General features: G+C 57.0%; 11 protein-coding genes, 2 tRNA genes and 2 rRNA genes (1 of these 15 running past the window's edge). 8 read left to right on the top strand and 7 right to left on the bottom strand.

Annotated elements, in window-relative coordinates; translation table 11 throughout:
• The first annotated feature begins 325 nt into the window (after positions 1-325).
• Entirely contained in the window at positions 326-640 is a 315-nt protein-coding gene (locus tag ACD590_RS22715) for a hypothetical protein (RefSeq protein ID WP_018244213.1), read from the top strand.
• A 19-nt stretch (positions 641-659) separates the two neighbouring features.
• Here ACD590_RS22715 and ACD590_RS22710 read toward each other — a convergent pair whose 3' ends face one another.
• Positions 660-1,442 carry a helix-turn-helix transcriptional regulator gene (locus ACD590_RS22710; protein WP_112905619.1) on the bottom strand — a complete coding sequence of 261 codons (783 nt, stop codon included), beginning with the start codon at positions 1,440-1,442 and terminating at the stop codon, positions 660-662.
• An 834-nt stretch (positions 1,443-2,276) separates the two neighbouring features.
• Here ACD590_RS22710 and ACD590_RS22705 point away from each other — a divergent pair.
• The 6 genes from ACD590_RS22705 to ACD590_RS22680 all read left to right on the top strand — a co-directional run bounded on the left by ACD590_RS22705 (position 2,277) and on the right by ACD590_RS22680 (position 11,602).
• On the top strand, positions 2,277-3,218 hold the full coding sequence (locus ACD590_RS22705) for a fibrinogen-binding protein (RefSeq protein WP_439003399.1): 942 nt from the start codon (positions 2,277-2,279) through the stop codon (positions 3,216-3,218).
• 145 nt (positions 3,219-3,363) lie between these two features.
• Positions 3,364-5,403 carry a hypothetical protein gene (locus ACD590_RS22700; RefSeq protein ID WP_439003398.1) on the top strand — a complete coding sequence of 680 codons (2,040 nt, stop codon included), beginning with the start codon at positions 3,364-3,366 and terminating at the stop codon, positions 5,401-5,403.
• A 25-nt stretch (positions 5,404-5,428) separates the two neighbouring features.
• Positions 5,429-7,729: a type I secretion system permease/ATPase gene (locus tag ACD590_RS22695; protein ID WP_439003397.1), complete on the top strand. Its 2,301-nt coding sequence runs from the start codon at positions 5,429-5,431 to the stop codon at positions 7,727-7,729.
• A gap of 5 nt (positions 7,730-7,734) precedes the next feature.
• On the top strand, positions 7,735-9,084 hold the full coding sequence (locus ACD590_RS22690) for an HlyD family type I secretion periplasmic adaptor subunit (protein ID WP_439003396.1): 1,350 nt from the start codon (positions 7,735-7,737) through the stop codon (positions 9,082-9,084).
• Positions 9,085-9,188: 104 nt separating this feature from the next.
• Positions 9,189-9,680: a hypothetical protein gene (locus tag ACD590_RS22685; RefSeq protein WP_018244207.1), complete on the top strand. Its 492-nt coding sequence runs from the start codon at positions 9,189-9,191 to the stop codon at positions 9,678-9,680.
• A 269-nt stretch (positions 9,681-9,949) separates the two neighbouring features.
• Positions 9,950-11,602, top strand: coding sequence for a GNAT family N-acetyltransferase (locus ACD590_RS22680; protein WP_439003395.1), 1,653 nt, complete (start codon positions 9,950-9,952; stop codon positions 11,600-11,602).
• Between the two features lie 72 nt (positions 11,603-11,674).
• Here the strand turns inward: ACD590_RS22680 and ACD590_RS22675 are convergent.
• Positions 11,675-11,758, bottom strand: a tRNA-Met gene (locus tag ACD590_RS22675).
• Here ACD590_RS22675 and ACD590_RS22670 point away from each other — a divergent pair.
• Entirely contained in the window at positions 11,743-12,117 is a 375-nt protein-coding gene (locus ACD590_RS22670) for an ROK family protein (protein WP_439003394.1), read from the top strand. The genes ACD590_RS22675 and ACD590_RS22670 overlap by 16 nt on opposite strands.
• 354 nt (positions 12,118-12,471) lie before the next feature.
• Here ACD590_RS22670 and ACD590_RS22665 read toward each other — a convergent pair whose 3' ends face one another.
• The 5 genes from ACD590_RS22665 to ACD590_RS22645 all read right to left on the bottom strand — a co-directional run.
• Positions 12,472-14,466, bottom strand: coding sequence for a glycosyltransferase (locus ACD590_RS22665; protein WP_018516412.1), 1,995 nt, complete (start codon positions 14,464-14,466; stop codon positions 12,472-12,474).
• Entirely contained in the window at positions 14,448-15,680 is a 1,233-nt protein-coding gene (locus ACD590_RS22660; RefSeq protein WP_018244204.1) for an HlyD family secretion protein, read from the bottom strand. Before ACD590_RS22660 ends, ACD590_RS22665 begins: the two co-directional genes overlap by 19 nt.
• A 726-nt stretch (positions 15,681-16,406) precedes the next feature.
• Positions 16,407-16,483 (bottom strand) — tRNA-Met (locus tag ACD590_RS22655).
• A 248-nt stretch (positions 16,484-16,731) separates the two neighbouring features.
• A 5S ribosomal RNA gene (gene rrf / locus ACD590_RS22650) occupies positions 16,732-16,846 on the bottom strand.
• Positions 16,847-17,088: 242 nt separating this feature from the next.
• Positions 17,089-19,303 (bottom strand): 23S ribosomal RNA (locus ACD590_RS22645) (it continues 665 nt past the right edge of the window).

Genomic DNA, 19,303 nt, shown 5'->3' with positions numbered 1-19,303 from the left:
CCGCTCCGGATATTCATGAAACTGAGCGTCCATACATGAATAACTTTGTAGTTACTCTCCAGATACCGAATTACTATTAAAACAATACAACGACTATCGCCAAGGTCAACTTGAAAAATTCCAGCTATCCAAAATAATTACGCAAGTATTCTTCAAAGTAACAAATGATTAATCACTTTCAACGCTTTACCACCAATACGCCTCTCATCCGCCTCTCAAGCTTCACTCAATGCAGCTAATATACGAGGGAAGTCGGGGGATCGGCCGCGCTCAACGGCACGGCCGGTCTTGCATCCGGAAGCGCCATATGCGAGGGGTTTGGGCTATGTTGAAAAAACAAGATGCAGCGCAGCTGAAAGGCCGGCGTCTTCGCTTGGCGATGTTCGTCTGGGGAACGGCGCTTATGGCGATCGGACAGACGGCCTGCACGGTCGTTGATGACGATATCGCGGTCGTCGCGAAGAAGAGTATCGTCGAGGCGCCGCGCGTCTCCAAGGCCTATGCCTATCCGGAAAATCGCGCCGGGCGCCCGGCCGGGGTCACGGCCCGCACTGTCGCCTATCACGGCTCAGCGCCTTATATCTGCTCCCCAAGCGGCTTCGGACAGAAGTCACGCTGCTTTGCGCGTCCCTCTATCTGAAGCAAAACAGATCGTTACATCAATTGCGCCACCGGCCGGACATATCGTCTTCGCCGGCAGGGTGTTCATTGAAGAAACGGGATGCCGCTTCCGTGCGGTTTCGGACGTTCATCTTCTTGTAGATGTTGCGGACGTGAACCTTCACGGTGTTTTCGGAAAGATGCAGCTTGTCGGCGATGATCTTGTTCTGCGTCCCCTTGCATATGAGATCCAGGATCTGAACCTCCCGGGTGGTCAAAGCGGAGATACTGTCGCGTCTCAGCTTGAGCGCATTGTTGCGCGCCGCATCGACCGATTTTGTCTGATAGAGCGAAGGTTCCAGCTGGGTGTTCTTGTTGTTGAGACGGTTTAGAAGTGCCGACGGAAAATGTTCGCCGCCCTTCATCAGTAGATCCACAGCGGCCATGAAGACGTCGAGTCGGAGGTTGAGCGGCAGGACGCCATCGATGATCCTTGCCTCCACCAGCCGGCTGACATAGGGCTCGAGCATGTCGATAGCTTCGACGACAAGTCCGATCGAGGTTTCAGGGTGGTTTTCGCGGGCAGCCTGCAGCGCTTCTTGAAGCTCAGGGCCAGGTATATGATAGAATAAAACGAGCTTCATTTCGCTGGTATCTTTTTCCAGCATCGGCTTTGTGCTCGTTATGCTTGCTACTTCACAGTTCGGAAATTTCTTTGCCAGTGCTTCTACCATGCATTCCGAAAACAGATCCGCCTTGGCTACCACTAGTATAGTATCTCCAGACGAACTCAACTTCCTTCCTTGGTCCGCATTCTCCATTCCAGACCCTGTCATGAACATATACGCCTCCCCTAGCGTTACACTTTACTCAAACGTGGAGCGATGGCGGGTATTAAATAGTATGAAATGTCGATCCCGAATGTCATCGCCTTATTTTTTAGACATTTCTTAATTATGTTAATACGGATTGAGAAGGAAGGAAATGGCCCAAAGTGATTAGTTTTAGCGGGGGAAAAACGATACGATACAAAGCCTTGGTTGTATTTTCACTTCAATAGATACTTCAAGGTTATATTTGCTCTGACTATAGCTGAACAGCTTAATGTAATATTTCAGTACAGATTGCCATAATTTCGTCATGCAGGGTGGCCGGATACAGGACGGGGAAGGCGCCCCTCAAACCCGGCAGCGAATGCCGGGATCCCCGGATTCTCGTTGCCCGCCGACGCTCCCGCCGAAGAGATCTTAAAGCTCCAACGACAGGGGCTATCCAGGGCTAACCGGGCATGGCAGATCCGCCTTAGCCCGAATTGATGTCTATCGGATCCGCATTTTTTCCAGCAATCTGTGATCGTCGTCCAAGTGGCGACATGGAAAACCCATGTACTGTTTTGCGTTTTGATACATGGCCTCCATTTAGGGCAACCCACGAAAAGTAAGCGTGAATACTCCTTATCCGCTTCAGGATTCGGAGCCGGATATGTGCGGCCTTGTACTGAGTGCGTACGTTCCCAATACCAACGGTTTGATCAACAAATCGCGAAGAAGCCGCAGATGACTAGTATCGAATACATCTGCCGATGTTAACCGCATCGGAGCGAGCGCGAGTAAAATCCCATTTGAGATGAGAGGGATTTCGAAAAGCTGCTCCGGTTTTTTTCTGGAGAAACTTGAATGTCTGACGACATCGAAATCACGAAGGTCGGGGCGCTTGCCGACGGCTTTGCCAACAGCGCTATCAATTCAACTGAAGTTGACGACGGCTCGACCGGTTATGTCGGCGGCGTCGCCAATGGCGACAATCGCGACAATACCGACAACAGCGTAGATGTGGACGTCAAGGCCGAGCTCTCCGCAAATAATGGCGACAACCGCGACAACGAATATGACTGGAGCTACAAGTCCGACGACGATACGAGCACCAAGACCACGACGATCACCGACTCCAATAACGACTACGACTGGAGCTATGACAGCAAGTCGTACAGCGACAACGACACCGACACCAAGACGATCACGGACACCGATACGAAGACCGTGACAGACACCGACGTCAAGACCATTACGGATACGGATACCAAGACGATCTCCGACAGCAACAACACGGCCGACAGCTTCAACAAGACGGATACCGACTTCGCCGTCATCGAAGACGTCAAGGACTTCGACAATCTCGGCGTTGCCGGCCACGACCTCACCTTCAACCTCGGCGACGACTTCTCCTTCACTCTCGACGTTGACAGCATCCTCAACAATTCGCTGTCCGGCGCCGGCAACGACAGCGGCTTCAGCGCCGTCCAGGCGAACCATCTGGCTGACCAGGATAATGCCTGGAACACCACGATGAACAACCAGGCGGCCGAGAACCATCTGAAGGCCGATGGCGGCCACGCCGATAGTGCAGAAGGCATTGAGATGGACGGCAAGGGCTGGGATCTCAAGGCTGGCGACGATGCCAATGGCTCGAGCACGGCCGACGCTTCGGCAATCCTTGCCAATTCCGGCTTCCACCTCGAGCTTGTTCAGGGTGCGAACCTGCTCAGCAACACAATCGACTCCAGCGTCATCGGCGGCAATTCTCATGTTTCCGACGTCGGCGAGGATACCAGCACCTGACACGGACCTCCAACGACCAAGACGAGCTGCACCGGCCCCGGCCGGTGCAGCTTGATTGCTTGAAAACGGTTTGACGACCACACCGCAGCTCCCAGCGAGGGGCGCCCAGAAGGCCGATCGTCATTTCGAATGGGAGGGCCGAACCATGCATATCGAGAAGATTTCGGAAATCATCGCGCACTTCATCGGTCTCTTCGAGATGACGACCGACGAGATGCGGTTGCGCACCAACTATGCTGAAGGCGCAGGACCGGGCGCGGATGTTCCCGTTCTGCCGGATCAGGATGCCTATACGGCTGCCTTCTCTTCCGATCTTCAGCTCAAGGATTACGATCCAGGCGTCATTTACAAAAGCGGCAGCTACGAGATCGAATATGGTCCGGCACGCCATTTAGGCCGCGTCTTCGAAGAGAGCCTCGAGAAGCTGGCGGCGATTGCCGCAAAGGACATCCCGTTACCGCATTTCGGCGATCCGACCGATATCGTGCTCACGGATGAGCCGGAACTGACCGTCTTTGCCGGGCCTGGCTCGACGATCAGTCATGTCCTCCAGGTCAACGTCCTCTACGACGACGATTATCTCGATATGACGAACGGCGTCCATGCGCCGCGAGACACGACTTTTGTCATCGAAAAGCTCGCGGACTTCAGCACCAAGGCTGAGATCCTCACGCCTTTTTCGGGCCTCCACCGAACCGACACCTATGATGGCGCGCTGAAGATCGCCCAGGATCTCGAAAGCTATATCCAGAATGTCCAGAATACCGAGGACAGCGGGACAACCTCGCCCAGCACCGACGCGACGCATCATTTCGTCACCACCCATCCCGCGGGCGACGGCCCCATCGTCTACGTCAATGGCAAGGCCGAGACCGATATACCCGTCCTCGACGACTTCCTGCCCGACCGCGGTCTCGCCAAGCTCCAGGAAGAACCCGACGACAGCAATTCGTCCGTCGAACAGACAGATCCCAGCGGCAGTAGCCTTGATGTGACCGCCGGTGCAAATCTCCTTGTCAACGTCGCCTCGGTGATCAACTCCGGCGTCATTACTTCGGTCACCGCGGTAATGGGCAACTACCACCAGATCGACGCGATCTCTCAGGCCTTCGTCTACAGCGATCACGACGAGATCGCCTCGGCGCTGCGCTCATCCGGCCATTCGGCCGAGGAGGCGGGAACGGTCGCCAAAAATATCGCCGTCTTCGAACACAGCACCTTCGAAGCATCGAGCCACGCCGACAGCGATGCTGCCGAGCCGACGTTCCCGAACAGCTGGCGGGTCAGCGTCATCGATGGCGACGTTTCCTTCGTACAGTGGATCGAGCAATATCACTTCGTCAGCGACAACGACATGATGACGGTAACCACCTCGGGATCCGAAGCCACGGTTCTGACGGGCGGCAATACCTCCATCAACTTCTCCTCCTTTTTCGGGATGGGCATGCAGTATGATCTGGTGATCATCGGCGGCAATGTGCTCGACATCAACAGCATCACGCAGATCTCGCTGCTCTACGACAATGACTGGGTGCGGGCGGAAGACGGCTTCGATCCCGGCGCCGACATCCAGACCGGCAACAACCTGATCTGGAATTTCGCCTCGATCCACAATGTCGGGACGGACAGCCCCTTCGCGGCCATGCCGGACTATATGGTCGAGGCGCAGAAGGCGATCGAAGATCGCGATCCCAATATGCCGGAAGGGCTGTCGTTCGATGTGAGTTTCCAGGGATATGCCGGTCTCAACGTGCTCTACATCACCGGCAATCTCTACGACATGACGATCATAAAGCAGGTCAGCATTCTCGGCGATTCCGATGATGTGACCCAGGCGGCATCGACCATCCTCGACAACAATCCCGATGCAACGGTGACGATCGACACAGGCAGCAATGCGGTCATCAACATCGCCGAGATCGTCGACTACGACAGTTTCGGCCAGACGACCTATCTGGCGGGCCAGCTCTATTCAGACGCCATCCTCATTCAGGGCGGGCTGGTGGAGCATGACACGACGCAGCCGCAGCCGGCCGACGACAGGCTCGCCAACGAAGTTATTGCCTTTCTCGACAACGACGATCCGGCGGGCAGCGATTCTGCGGACGGCGTCATCAATGCCGGACATGATTTTTCATGGTCGTCGGCGCACCCCGCCGACGTAATGCAAGCCATGGTCGCGTGACCTTGAGTATTGCGGAGGAACCACGATGAACCAGATTTCAAAACAAATCTTTGCGGCAGGCAGCGCCCTCGATCTCAGGTCGGGCAATATTCCTTCCGCTGCCCCCTCGGACGCTGCGATGAGCAAAGTGTGCATCTCCGCGATCGACCAGGCGGTCGAGAATCTTCGCAGGCTCAGCGGCGCCGTTGCTTCGTCTCCCGACGGCGGCAAGGAGACGGTCGAAGTTGCGGCGCGGGAGGCTGCCGACATCGGAGGCGCAAGTGCAATTCAGCCGCCCGTGACGCAGAAAACGGTGACGCCGGAAGGCTCGAATGTGAAAACTGCGCCTCCTGCCGCCGTGGCGCCGAGCCCGGCGACAGCAAAACCGGTGGAAGCACCGGCCCAACCGCGGATCGAAGCGCGGGTGCCCCCCGAACTGCCGAAAGAGAAGACCGAGCTCAAATCGAGCCCGACGATGCCCTTCGGCAAGACCATCGAAGGCGAAAGCGGTCCGATCAGCGAGAGTGACAGGCGGCTGCGCACCGGCGGCGGCGGAAACGGCAAGGATTCCGATCCCGGGGGCGGCGGGGGCGGGGGCGGAGGAAGTGGCGGCGGTTTTCACAAGCGCAGCGAGCCTGTGAATTTCGCCGCCAGCCTCTCGCGGGGCATGGCGGCGGTGCGACGCAACATGGTGGTCGTCATGATGTTCACGATCGCCATCAACGTCCTACTGCTGGCAATCCCGCTCTATCTCTTCCAGATATCCGACCGGGTGCTGACGAGCCGCTCCATCGATACGCTCGTCATGCTCTCGATCGCCGTGATCGGCGCCGTGCTGCTGCAGGCCTTCATGGATTCGGTGCGGCGCTTCATCCTGATGCGCACCGCGGTGGAACTCGAAGTGCAGCTCGGCGCGCCGATCCTCAGCGCTGCAGCGAGAGCATCGCTGCATGGCAGCGGCAAGGATTATCAGACGCTGCAGGATCTGCAGCTTTTGCGCGGCTTCCTGACATCCGGCACGCTGATCGCGTTTCTCGATGCGCCGCTGATGCCGTTCTTCGTGGTCGTTGTCTATTTCGTGCATCCACATCTCGGCATCATCATCATGACCTGCTGCGCGGTGCTTTTCGTGATCGCCTATCTGAACCAGAAATTCACCGCCCGGCAATTTGCCGAATCCAACGGCTACCTCAGCCGGGCAAATTTCCACCTCGATTCCATGTCGCGCAATTCGCAGATCATCAACGCAATGGCGATGATCCCCGAAGCGGTGAAGATGTGGGGCCGGGAAACGGCGGGCTCGCTGAAATCGCAAGTCGAGGCGCAGGACCGCAACATCATCTTCTCCGGCATATCGAAGGCCTGCCGTATGATCACCCAGGTCACCCTGCTCGGCTGGGGTGCGCACCTGTCGCTTTCGGGCGAGCTGACGGGCGGCATGGTGATTGCCTCCTCGATCATATCGGGACGCGCGCTGGCGCCGATCGAAGGCGCCATCGAAGGCTGGCACCAGTTCAACCGGTCGGCCGCCGCCTATGGCAGGATCAAGAGCCTGCTCTTGAACTCGCCGTTGAACTTCCCGCGCCTGCGCCTTCCCAATCCCGAAGGCCGGCTCGATGTCGAACGCATTCTCTTCGTGCCGCCGCCGCAGAAGAAGGTCATTCTCAACGGCATCTCCTTCTCGCTCAGGAAGGGGGAATCGCTTGCGATCATCGGCAATTCCGGGTCCGGCAAGACGACGCTCGGCAAGATGCTCGTCGGCTCGATCGTCCCGACATCGGGAAATGTTCGCCTCGATCTGATGGATCTGCGCAACTGGGACCAGCGCCAGTTCGGCGAAAGCATCGGCTATCTGCCGCAGGACGTGCAGCTCTTTCCCGGTACGATCAAGGCCAATATCTGCCGCATGCGCGACGACGTCGACGATCATCAGATCTACGAAGCCGCAGTGCTGGCCGACGTGCACGAGCTCATCGCAGGCTTCCCCCAGGGCTACGAAACCATCGTGGCGGCCGATGGCGCTCCGCTTTCCGGCGGCCAGAAGCAGCGCATTGCGCTGGCTCGCGCATTTTTCGGCAACCCCAAATTCGTCGTCCTCGACGAGCCGAATTCAAACCTCGATACCCAGGGCGAGGCAGCGCTTGCCAGGGCGCTGATCCATGCCAAGAAGCAGGGCATCACCACCGTGACCATCACCCAGCGTCCAGCCCTTCTCCAATGCGTCGACAAGATCCTCGTGCTCAAGGAGGGCACTGTCGCCATGTTCGGGGAAAGGATCGAGGTACTGCAGGCGCTTTCCAAGAACAACGGCAATAACGGTCAACAAGCACCGCGCATCGAAGGATGAACGACATGGGACGGAAAAAGCAGGAGACGACCGGTCCGGTGCAGCTCGAATGGTATAGCGACGTGCCGCGCTCGATCCGGATGCACAGCATCGTCGGCCTGACGGTTCTCTTCACCTCGTTCGGAGGCTTCGGCTTCTGGGCGGCGACGGCACCGCTTGCTTCCGCTGTTATCGCGCAAGGAAGCTTCGTCGCGACCGGCAACAACAAGATCATCCAGCATCTGGAAGGCGGCATCATCAGGGAGATGCGCGTAAGCGAGGGCGATACGGTCAAGGAAGGCGATATCCTGCTGACCCTCGACCCCACGGCGTCCCGCTCGAACGAGCGGATGCTGCAGCTTCGTCGGCTGCGCCTGGAAGCTGTCGTCGCAAGGCTCCGCGCCGAAGCGCAGGGCCTGCGCGAATTCCAACTTCCCGATATCGTGATGAAAGAGGCAAGCGATCCCGACATCAACGCGATCATCCAGAGCCAGAACGTCGTCTTCCACAGCAAGCAGATCAAGCTCGAGGAGCAGCTAAATCTGATCGAGAAGAACATCAAGTCGCTAGAATACCGTTTCGCCGGCTATAAGGGCCAACGAGAATCCTTTGAAAGGCAATTGTCGTTGCTGACCGAGGAACGCGATTCCAAGGCCCGACTGGTCAAGGTCGGCTATATGCGCAAGACGGATCTTCTGGCCATCGAACGGGCGATCGCCGATGCGATGGGCGACATTGCTCGACTGAATGGTGAGCTCAACGAGAGCGAGGCGGAGATCGCCAAATTCCGCCAGGAAGCCGTCATCGCCGTCAACTCCAATAAGCAGGCGGCACTCGATGCACTCGAGACCGCCGAAACCGATCTGGACAGCGTGCGCGAACAGATGCGCGAGGCCGCCGGCGTGCTCGAACGCACCACCATCCGTTCGCCGGTGTCGGGCACGGTCGTGCGCTCCTATTTTCACACAGCCGGCGGTGTCATCACGACAGGCAAGCCGATCATGGAGATCCTGCCGGCGCATGTGCCGCTGATCCTGGAAGCGCAGGTGCTGCGCACCTCGATCGATCAGCTGCATGAGGGCGAAACGGCCTCGATCCGCCTCACGGCGCTCAATCGGCGCACGACCCCTGTTCTGCAGGGCAAGGTCTTCTATGTCTCAGCTGATTCGATCGAGGAAAATTCGGGAGCTTCAGTCAAGGACGTCTATATCGTCCGCGTCGGAATACCCGATTCCGAGATTGCACGGGTGCACAATTTCCATCCCGTTCCCGGCATGCCGGCCGAAGTGCTGATCCAGACGTCGGAACGCACCTTCTTCGAATATTTGAGCAAACCAATCACCGACAGCATGTCGCGGGCTTTCAAGGAACGCTGATCGCCCGCGATCCGGTAAGTGCGACGGACTTGCCCGTTGTTCTGATGTAATGTCCATATGCCATCCTTCATGGATGGATCCCCTCCGGGGAGAAAGGGTCAAGCATGGCGGCGATGTCCGATGTCCTGCTGCGGGTCGGCCGGCTGAACTATGTCTGGACGAACACCGAAAGCCTGCTGATCTACATCATCGCCCATCTTCTCCGGGTCGAAAAGGAAGCAGCAATCGTCGTGTTCCTGACGCTCAACACGACGCGCGCCCGGATCGACCTCATCGAACGGCTTTCCAAACTCGCTTCGACATCTCCTTCCGACCGCAAGGCGATCCTTTCGGCCATGTCGCGGCTGAAGAAAGAATCCAAGACACGCAACAAATACAATCACTGCATCTATTCCTTCGACGATAAGGGAGAGATCTCGAGCACGCAGCTGATGCGGCTCGTCGAGGACGACAAGGAGATCCGTTACGGCAAGATCGAGCAGATGGACGCACGCGAGATCGACCTTCTGGAAAAGTCGATCGCCGAAATCGTCGCCATCAGCCGGACGCTCTGGGCCTTCATCCATGCGAGCCCGCAGATCGCCGGTGAGCTCTGATCTAATCCTTATGTATGCATGTTCTCAAAACCGCTGCACACTTTCGGGCGATGTACATTGAAGCGCGCCGCCCTCCAAGAGGAGGTAGGCTCTATCACTTTGAATCTATGCATGATTTTTTCCAAAAACGATCGCGATTTTGGGTTATACGCCGGCTCCGGACTAATCACATTTAGGTCCTGCAAATCATCCGGACGGTTTATTTGAAGATCGATGTTTGCCATTAGAATGAAACCTCCCGAGTGACGTATGGGGTATTGGGGGGCGGCATGCGCATAGATATCATCGACACCATTGCCGGGTTCGAGGCGGTACGCGACAACTGGGATCAGGTCTTCATGGAAGATCCCGACGCGCAGCATTTCCTCTCCTGGATCTGGCTGAAGAATTATCTGTCCCGCCGACGCCGCTGGTTCATCCTTGCTCTGCGCGAACGCGACCCCGAAGCACCTTATGTCGCCTTCTTTCCGCTGCGTCTCATCACGCATCTGAACGAGAAGACCGGGCTCTTCTACGACGAAATCATCATGGCCGGGAATTTTGCGGCCGATTATACCGGTCTCATCGTCAGACCGGATTACGAGCATCATGCCATTGCCGGCTTTGCTTCGTTTCTCAAACATCAGAACTGGACCGACCTGAAGCTCGAGTATTTCAGCGGCCCTGCCGGCCGGCGCGAGAAGATGATCGAGGCGCTGCAGGGACCGGAGGTGATGTTTCGCGACAGCTCGCCCAAGAATAGCGAGAATATCGACAATACGATCTGTCCCATCGTCCCCCTGCCGGCCAGCTTCGACGACTATCTCGAGCAGAGGATGAGCAGCCAGACGCGCCAGAAGCTCCGGCGGTTCCTGCGCAAGGTCGAAGGCGACGATATTTACCGGATCACGATGGCAACTCCCGAGACCATCGATCGGGACATGGACATCCTCTTCAATCTCTGGCGGATCAAATGGAGTGCCCGCAAAGGCGCCGAGCGGACCGAGCGGCTGATCATCACCACGCGCGAGATGCTGATGGACAGCTTCAACTGCGGCAATCTCGAGGTGCCGATATTTTGGCATGGCGACCAGCCGCTCGGGGCGTTGGCGAATATCGTCGACCGGCAGAGAAAGGCCATCCTCTTCTATATCACCGGCCGCGACGAGAATTGGAAGACGCCGTCTCCCGGCCTCATCCTGCATGGATACTGCATCCGGCGAGCGATCGAGCAGGGCTTCAAGACCTATGACTTCCTGCGCGGAAACGAACCCTATAAGTACATGTTCGGGGTGGAGGAAAGGCGGATCAGCTGCACCCTGTTCCGCACCCGCAGCGGCCAGAATCTGCATGGCGTGCTCAACCCGCGCAGCATTCGTTTCGTCTATGAACAGGCGCTCGACATGTACCGCAATGGAGCCCGGAGCAAGGCGGAGATCGCCTTCAACCAGGTCCTGCAATCGGCTCCAGGCCATACCGGCGCGGAATTCGGGCTCGCCAATCTGCTGTTCGACCGGGGCAAGCTGACGGAGGCACTGGCTGCCTACAAGGCCCTCGTCGAGCAAGCGCCCGATCCGACGCCGATCCATATGCGGCTTGGCGACACGCAGCTTGCGCTACATCAATATGAGCAGGCCGCCGAGACTTTCCGCCGGGTCGGCGAGATCGGGCCGCATCTCATCCAGGCGCATTACAAGCGCGGTATCGCCCTTGCGGCCAGCAAACGGCTGGCCGAGGCGGAGACCGTCTTCGCCGCGATCCAGGATGTGCATTCGGACGATCCGGCCGCCCTCGACTATGCCGCCAAGGCGGGTGTTGCCCTCGAACGGATCCGCATGAGTGCCGAGGCCGCCGTTCGCAAGACGGGCGTCGTGCCGGAGACCCTCGCTCGCTGGAACCGGGGACGGCAGCTCAGCGAGCGACGCCGACCGCGTTTACATTGATGATTGTTGTGGACGCGCGATGCCCAGTGTCCAAACACACGAAAGCCTGCACGAGGCGGGCTTTCGTGTATCTGGTTGCGGGGGCAGGATTTGAACCTGCGGCCTTCAGGTTATGAGCCTGACGAGCCTACCGGGCTGGCGTGAAGTCCCCTCGCGCGCCTTCTTCAGGACCGGTTGAACCTGCTGTGCGGCTGGAGAATGATGGCAACGCCGCCGCTCTCGGCGAATGGCATTTCGGCGCCGGCCGCGGCGCGGCTTCGCTGGTGTTCGTCACCGTATCGACAGGTATCGGCGGCGAGGTGATCTCCGATGGCCGGATCGTACATGGGCGCCGCGGGCTCACAGGTGAAATCGGCCACATGACCATCACGAACGAGAGCGAACGATGCCATTGCGGGGGGCTGCTTCGAGGCTGTGGCGTCGGGCACGGCATGCGACGGCTCGGCGTTGCGAACGCTGTCCCACGACGGCGAGGTCACGGGTCGACACGTTGTCGAGGCGGCATGCGGCGGTGACGAAGCGGCACTTGGGCTGATTGACAGGGAAGCTCACTGGCTAGGCATCGGCTTTACCAATCTGCTCCATCTCGCGACATGGTCGTCATGGGCGGCGGAATTTCCCACGGCTATGGTCTCCTCTCAAGCCGATCGAGACGACCATTCAGGAACGAGCGATGCCCGCTTATCGCGACGTGCCGATTGTGCGGGCGCAACTCGGGCGTCATGCCGGCCTGATTGGCGCCGCAAGCCTGATCTTTCTCGATCGAGAGATACCCGAAATACTCACGCGCGTTCGGCTCAGATCAGTAGGCTTCTTGACCGTTTGCCGGCCTGGCGATTGGCCGGCTGCCGGGCCGGGAAACGCCTCGCTCAAAGCGTCCGGGTCCGACCGAATGTCCGAAGCAGAAGGTTGATCGAGACAGCGACTTTGTCAATGTCACGAACGTCCTGGGAGTAACGCCCGGTATAAAGTTTCACGATCATTTTATCGCGGGGCGAACCGCTAAGATTGAAAAAAAGGTGCAGGTAGAAGGCCTCCTTGTCGCCTGAGCGGGCAATGCTCCTTCGTCTTTGGGTGACCGTCCTTAGTTCGGTCTTGAAGGGCGAGAACCCCTCGAGCGACAGCGTGACATCGGCGGATGCAAAGCGCGTCTCCGGTGGCACAGCAACGACTGCCTTGTCGAGCGCCAGACTGACTATGCGGCCGGAAACACCGTCGACGTGAACCGCTTCGTCAAGTTTGAACGCATCGAAGAGCCGTCGCGGTTTTTCGAAGCAGATCAAGGACGCAATAGCGAGAACGAGAATGTTGATGCCCGACCAGCAAACCGCAATCGGCGAGAACTGCGCCTCGATATGGGAGGTCTCAGGGACAATATTGATGACAAGACCGATGGCCGTCGCCACGATCAACGCCGCTATCCAGGCAAGGCTGTATCCGTCAAATCCGATCGCCTCGTTGCCGCTGCCCTTCGGGGTCACCCTGAATGGCTTGCCGAAGGGACGCACCACACTGGAAATAACGGTTGGCAACATCCGAAACGTCGAAAAAGCCCCGACGGCACTCGATACGACAGGCAAATATCGGGTCGGTGTTATCCAGAGCATCAAAAGGAAATAGGCCGTCAGCAACGGCACCTGATGGGAGATATAGTCTGCAGCGTTGGTGAAGTAGAGCGGCAGCAAGCCGAACCAGAGATATATGATCGGGATGATCAATATCGTAAAGCGCACCAGATACTGCACCAACCACGACAGCGGAAGGAACATGATGCGTTGAAAAAGCGACAGACCAGGTCCGCGCAGTGGGCCGTTGTGAAGATAAAGTGTTTGAATTCCCCCCTGACACCAGCGCTCACGCTGTACAAAATAGCCAGTCAGATTCTCAGCGGCCAATCCCATCGACAGGCGCTCATTCAGGTAACGGGTCTTGTAACCCTTGTTGAGCATGGAAAGGGTGGTCAACAGATCCTCTGTGATGGATTCCGTTGGAAACCCCCCAATCTCATCGATCGCCTTGCGTCGCGCGATTGAGCATGACCCACAGCAGAAACTGACGTCCCAGATATCTCGGCTCGGTGCAATTTCATCAAAGAACAAACGCTGCTCGTCCGGCCAGATATTTTCGAGACCGAGATTTGTTTGCACCGGATCGGTATTGAAGAAATGCTGTGGCGTTTGAACGATGCCGATGGTCGCATCGGAAAAGAAGGGAAGCGTCCGGCGCAGGAAGTGACGATAGGGCACGAAGTCAGCATCGAATATCGCGATGAAGTCGCCGGAGCTGACCTTCAGACCATTGTTCATGTTGCCGGCTTTGGCATGGCTGTTGTCGGGCCGTGTGACGTGGATTGCTCCCTTCTCCTCGCAGTAGGCCTTGAGCCAATTACGACGTTGATCGTCGAGCACGTAGACTTTCAGCTTGTCTTGCGGATAATCGAGCGCAAGCGCCCCTATGATCGTCCGTTCCAGGACGTCGAGCGGCTCGTTATAGGTAGGAATGAACACATCCACCGTGGGCAATTCATCCTCGTCACCTCTAAAGAAGTCTGGCGCGAGCCTGTCGGCTTCTGCGCTCCGGTCCACGTATCGACTCATCAAAACCAGGAAGAGCACGACTTCGAAGAATGCGAGGATTTCTATGATGAACAGAAACCAGACCCAGTAGAAGTTGAGGCCATTGTTGGGATAGGGAAGTACCGTCTCGAATAGCCGCCAGAGTATATAGCGCAACGCAATGGCGCCAACGACCACGCATGTGATTGCGCGCGTCGAGCTATAGTTACGCGACCAGTTGAAAGGCCCAAGCAAAAAGAACGCCAAAACCGAAAATGTCGGAGCCAGTGCTATGAGATACTGAACCACAGGCTCTCTACCCAGTTCCATATGTGGATGTTAGGTTTGGGAAGGCGCACCTGAACAGAACGCCCCACCTGACAAAAGTTCGCATAATCCGTATTGAGAGCGGAGGGAGCCAGACCGACGCGTATTCGATCGTTGCGTTTGGTTGTTTCGGGCTGATTGGCTGCCAGCGTGTCCTTCTCGGCGACCGCGGAACTGCCTCTTACCGATAGGACAACGCCTTTGAAGGCCTCGCCTCCGCCTAACAAGCGCACCTCCGCAGCAAGGCCTGGATAAATCTCTTGGTAATCGACCTCCGGAACAAGGATATCGACGAAAAGATCGCTGCAATCGAGGATGCGCATCAGCTCGGTATTGAGGATGACGTTCGAGCCGTTGACGATGTTGCTACTCCACACGACTCCGTCGAAAGGTGATGGATCTGATGCCGAAGTGAGACTGCGGACGCGGTTTTCCTCCTCAATCAGCTGCATCTGTACCTGCGCGCCCCGTGTTTCGTTTTCGGCGATGCGCGTATTGAGATCGTTGATCCGAACGATGACCTCATCCTGTCGCTGGCGAGAATAGGGCACGTCGTTCTGGCCGTCACCGAAAACGAAAACACCCTTGCGAACGGCTTCCAGCTTTTGTTCGAGCTGGGCTACGGTCAAGCCACTGATTTCGAGTTCGCCCCCCGCCGCTTCCCAGGCGGCTCGGGCGGACTCGACCATCTTGGTGGACAGGATACCCTTCGCCTCAAGCGCGAGCCGCCGGTCAAAGTCGACTTGCGCGACATTGTCCTGCGCCTTGGAAACCTTGACCCGTTTGTTTAGAATTTCAACTTGTCGCTCCAAGTCGGCAACGGTTGTGCGCGTAAAGACTTCCATGCGTGCGCCCAATTGATCACGAAGCCGTACAAGCTCATCGCGTTCCCGCTTTAGCGCCGCAACATGTTCGACAGCAGTCATGTGGTCGGCCTGCAGCGAAGTCAGTATTGCGCGGTTCACGCGGGCATTGTGTATCACGGCGAGCGGCGCTCCTGCCGACACGCGCGCACCAACTTTTGGAGGAGTTTCTGCGACTTCGCCGTCGATAGGAGCGTTCACGATCGCAAATCGCGCATTGACTGTACCGTCGAGACTTGTAAAGCCAGTCAGGCCGGGCAGCAAAAGTACGATGGCAAGCGCGAACAGTGATATGCCGATCAGAATGCGGGTAATGCGGTGGTTCCAGATCATTGGCAATTCCAAAATCATCAACCGCAAGGCACTCGTGTGAGACCTGCGTAACTGCAACCATATCTTGTAGAGATGTAGGCGCACCATGGCCATAGACAAGGGGACGAGCTGGCTGCACTCGATACGTTCGGTAAAAAGTCGCAATAAGGCTAACCTGGGATTAGCTATGTACTGCAGCGGAGGCTCGTTTTGTATGATGATGACCGCGCCGACGCCCTGAGGAGGCGTTAACCTCGCCCCGTTACCAAACGCACAAAGCCCGCACGAGGCGGGCTTTTCTTTAGACCATCGCCCGCTGGAACCGGGGACGGCAGCTCAGCGAGCGACGCCAACCGCGTTTGCATTGACGATTGTTGCTGCGATGTACCTTAGACTAGACACAAAAAAGCCCGCCGGAGTGGCGGGCATTTGTGTGTCAATGTTCGTATATTTGGGATTTGGTTGCGGGGGGAGGATTTGAACCGTCCTTCGGACCCTTCGGGTTATGAGCCTGACGAGGCGAGGCGGATAAGCAATCGATCCAGTGAATCGATTGCCCGCCGAGCGGGCTGCTCCACGAGGAGCGTTTTGATTTTTGGAAGGAAAGGATTGGTTGCGGGGGCAGGATTTGAAGTTTCTGTCCCGCTGCGTCGGCTTCGCCTTCTTGGCGGGCCCCTGAGGAGGCGTTAAATCCTCGACCCGTTACGAGATACACAAAAGCCCGCACGAGGCGGGCCTTTGTGTATCTGGTTGCGGGGGCAGGATTTGAACCTGCGGCCTTCAGGTTATGAGCCTGACGAGCTACCGGGCTGCTCCACCCCGCGTTAATGTATTCCGAGCTGTTTGAGCCCGGGAGCGCTGTCAGGCGTAGCCTGACGAGGTGAGGCCGTGAAGGAATCGATCCAGTGGATCGATTTCAGGCCGAACGGGCTGCTCCACCCCGCGCCATGAGCAAATCGCTGGGATTTGCTGGTGTATTATAACACGAAAGGCCGCTTTGTGAGCGGCCCTTTTGTTTCGGCTTTGGGCCGTTTGTTTGGTGATGAGAAGATTGATTAGTTGCGCTTTGCAGACCTGGCAGCGACCTACTCTCCCGCGTCTTAAGACGAAGTACCATGGGCGCAGGGGCGTTTCACGGCCGTGTTCGGAAAGGGAACGGGTGCAGCCACCCCGCCATAACCACCAGGTCGGCAAAGCGCAACTATATGTTTTGAGAAGCTGGCAGGCATTAGCCTGTTTTCTTTTTTTGAACACGTCTTTGGAACCTCTTCTGACTGCGGATGCTTGTGGCACCCATACAGGCCAGAGGCCGTCGCGCTTGGTAGCGCGGGCCGTCCGCAGCGCCATTGGCGCGTCAGGACAAAGGTCTTGCATCATCGATCCGGACGACCGCTTTGCGGTCGCCTTGAGATGAGCATAGTCAATGAGAACGATCAAGCCGATCGAGCTATTAGTACCGGTAAGCTTCATGCGTTGCCGCACTTCCACACCCGGCCTATCAACGTGGTCGTCTTCCACGGCTCTGATAGGGAATACTCGTTTTCAGGTGGGTTTCCCGCTTAGATGCCTTCAGCGGTTATCCCGTCCATATATAGCTACCCTGCTATGCCCTTGGCAGGACAACAGGTCCACCAGAGATATGTCCATCCCGGTCCTCTCGTACTAGGGACAGATCCTGTCAATATTCCTACACCCACGGCAGATAGGGACCGAACTGTCTCACGACGTTCTGAACCCAGCTCACGTACCGCTTTAATTGGCGAACAGCCAAACCCTTGGGACCTGCTCCAGCCCCAGGATGCGATGAGCCGACATCGAGGTGCCAAACAACCCCGTCGATATGGACTCTTGGGGGTCATCAGCCTGTTATCCCCGGCGTACCTTTTATCCGTTGAGCGATGGCCCTTCCACGCGGGACCACCGGATCACTATGACCGACTTTCGTCTCTGCTCGACTTGTCAGTCTCGCAGTCAGGCGGGCTTATGCCATTGCACTCGACGACCGATTTCCGACCGGTCTGAGCCCACCATCGCGCGCCTCCGTTACTCTTTCGGAGGCGACCGCCCCAGTCAAACTACCCACCATACACTGTCCCGGACCCGGATAACGGGCCGCGGTTAGACATCCATGACGATAAGGGTGGTATTTCAAGGATGGCTCCACGGAAACTGGCGTCCCCGCTTCAAAGCCTACCACCTATCCTACACATGCCGACACGAATGCCAGTGTAAAGCTATAGTAAAGGTGCACGGGGTCTTTCCGTCTGACCGCAGGAACCCCGCATCTTCACGGGGAATTCAATTTCACTGAGTCTATGTTGGAGACAGCGGGGAAGTCGTTACGCCATTCGTGCAGGTCGGAACTTACCCGACAAGGAATTTCGCTACCTTAGGACCGTTATAGTTACGGCCGCCGTTTACTGGGGCTTCGATTCAAAGCTTGCACCTCTCCTCTTAACCTTCCAGCACCGGGCAGGCGTCAGACCCTATACGTCGTCTTGCGACTTCGCAGAGCCCTGTGTTTTTGATAAACAGTCGCTACCCCCTGGTCTGTGCCACCCCATAATAGTTGCCTAGCATGGGGTCACGCTTCTTCCGAAGTTACGCGTGCAATTTGCCGAGTTCCTTCAACATAGTTCTCTCAAGCGCCTTGGTATACTCTACCTGACCACCTGTGTCGGTTTCGGGTACGGTCTATACGGTGGAGCTATTTCCTGGAACCGCTCCGCTGCCCATCCAATCCAATTAGAATGAACAACTTGTGCAATCCGTCACTACCACCAGGCCCACGAATATTAACGTGGTTCCCATCGACTACGCATTTCTGCCTCGCCTTAGGGGCCGGCTAACCCTGCTCAGATTAACTTTAAGCAGGAACCCTTGGTCTTTCGGCGAGAGGGTCTCTCACCCTCTTTATCGTTACTCATGTCAACATTCGCACTTCCGATACCTCCAGGAGCCCTCACGGGTCTCCCTTCATCAGCTTACGGAACGCTCCGCTACCACTTGCGATTGCTCGCAAATCCTCAGCTTCGGTGCATGGCTTCAGCCCCGTTACATTTTCGGCGCAAAGACCCTTATTTAGACCAGTGAGCTGTTACGCTTTCTTTAAATGATGGCTGCTTCTAAGCCAACATCCTGGTTGTTTTGGGATCCTCACATCCTTTCCCACTTAGCCATGACTTGGGGACCTTAGCTGGAGGTTAGGGTTGTTGCCCTTTTCACGACGGACGTTAGCACCCGCCGTGTGTCTGCCGAGTAGTACTCCCCGGTATTCGGAGTTTGGTTAGGATCAGTAAGACGGTGAGTCCCCATAGCCCATCCAGTGCTCTACCCCCGGGGGTATTCGCTCGACGCTCTACCTAAATAGATTTCGCGGAGAACCAGCTATTTCCGAGTTTGATTGGCCTTTCACCCCTAGCCACAAGTCATCCCAATCTATTGCAACAGATGCGGGTTCGGTCCTCCAGTTGGTGTTACCCAACCTTCAACCTGCTCATGGCTAGATCACTCGGTTTCGGGTCTAATGCAACAAACTAAATCGCCCTATTCAGACTCGCTTTCGCTTCGCCTACACCTACCGGCTTAAGCTTGCTTGTTACACTAAGTCGTTGACCCATTATACAAAAGGTACGCCGTCACCC

Origin of the sequence: Rhizobium sp. 862_C5_N1_2 (genome assembly GCF_051811205.1) — a bacterium.
Taxonomy (GTDB): domain Bacteria; phylum Pseudomonadota; class Alphaproteobacteria; order Rhizobiales; family Rhizobiaceae; genus Rhizobium; species Rhizobium leguminosarum.
Note: the sequence above shows the minus strand (reverse complement) of the source record. Positions and strands in the feature narration are given on the sequence as shown.

Bases quoted from the DNA above. Each gene is read 5' to 3' on its own strand.
- ACD590_RS22715 (WP_018244213.1), top strand. From the start codon at position 326: ATGTTGAAAAAACAAGATGCAGCGCAGCTGAAAGGCCGGCGTCTTCGC.
- ACD590_RS22710 (WP_112905619.1), bottom strand. From the start codon at position 1,442: ATGTTCATGACAGGGTCTGGAATGGAGAATGCGGACCAAGGAAGGAAG.
- ACD590_RS22705 (WP_439003399.1), top strand. From the start codon at position 2,277: ATGTCTGACGACATCGAAATCACGAAGGTCGGGGCGCTTGCCGACGGC.
- ACD590_RS22700 (WP_439003398.1), top strand. From the start codon at position 3,364: ATGCATATCGAGAAGATTTCGGAAATCATCGCGCACTTCATCGGTCTC.
- ACD590_RS22695 (WP_439003397.1), top strand. From the start codon at position 5,429: ATGAACCAGATTTCAAAACAAATCTTTGCGGCAGGCAGCGCCCTCGAT.
- ACD590_RS22690 (WP_439003396.1), top strand. From the start codon at position 7,735: ATGGGACGGAAAAAGCAGGAGACGACCGGTCCGGTGCAGCTCGAATGG.
- ACD590_RS22685 (WP_018244207.1), top strand. From the start codon at position 9,189: ATGGCGGCGATGTCCGATGTCCTGCTGCGGGTCGGCCGGCTGAACTAT.
- ACD590_RS22680 (WP_439003395.1), top strand. From the start codon at position 9,950: ATGCGCATAGATATCATCGACACCATTGCCGGGTTCGAGGCGGTACGC.
- ACD590_RS22660 (WP_018244204.1), bottom strand. From the start codon at position 15,680: ATGATCTGGAACCACCGCATTACCCGCATTCTGATCGGCATATCACTG.